The organism is Acidimicrobiales bacterium (assembly GCA_030747595.1).
Lineage (GTDB): Bacteria > Actinomycetota > Acidimicrobiia > Acidimicrobiales > MedAcidi-G1 > UBA9410.
The window spans coordinates 276-639 of record JASLKK010000059.1 but is presented as its reverse complement, the minus strand read 5'-3'; the positions used below and the strand labels follow the sequence as shown (position 1 = coordinate 639).

At 41.8% G+C, this 364-nt stretch carries 1 rRNA gene (running past one end of the window); it reads left to right on the top strand.

What is annotated here, in order from left to right:
- Positions 1 to 126: 126 nt before the first annotated feature.
- Positions 127 to 364: ribosomal RNA gene (locus QF777_12070) — 16S ribosomal RNA — on the top strand; its annotated part runs 275 nt beyond the window's last position; the annotation flags it as partial.

Genomic DNA, 364 nt, shown 5'->3' with positions numbered 1-364 from the left:
AGGCTGTAAATTTCGGCCTGGTTTTTTTATTTGAATATAAGAAAGAGGCAGACGTAACACGTGCTTTACTAGACAATTGTATACTGATACTCAGAAGCATTCAAAACGAATGAGATTCAAAAACACATCATGGAGAGTTTGATCCTGGCTCAGAAGGAACGCTGGCAGCGTGCATAACACATGCAAGTCGAACGGTAGTATTATCTTCGGATAATATGAGAGTGGCGAACGGGTGAGTAACACGTAAGAATCTACCTTTAGGACGGGGATAACTTCTGGAAACGGATGCTAATACCCGATATGCTGTGGAGTGAAATGAATTTCGCCTAAAGATGATCTTGCGTCTGATTAGCTAGATAGGGTG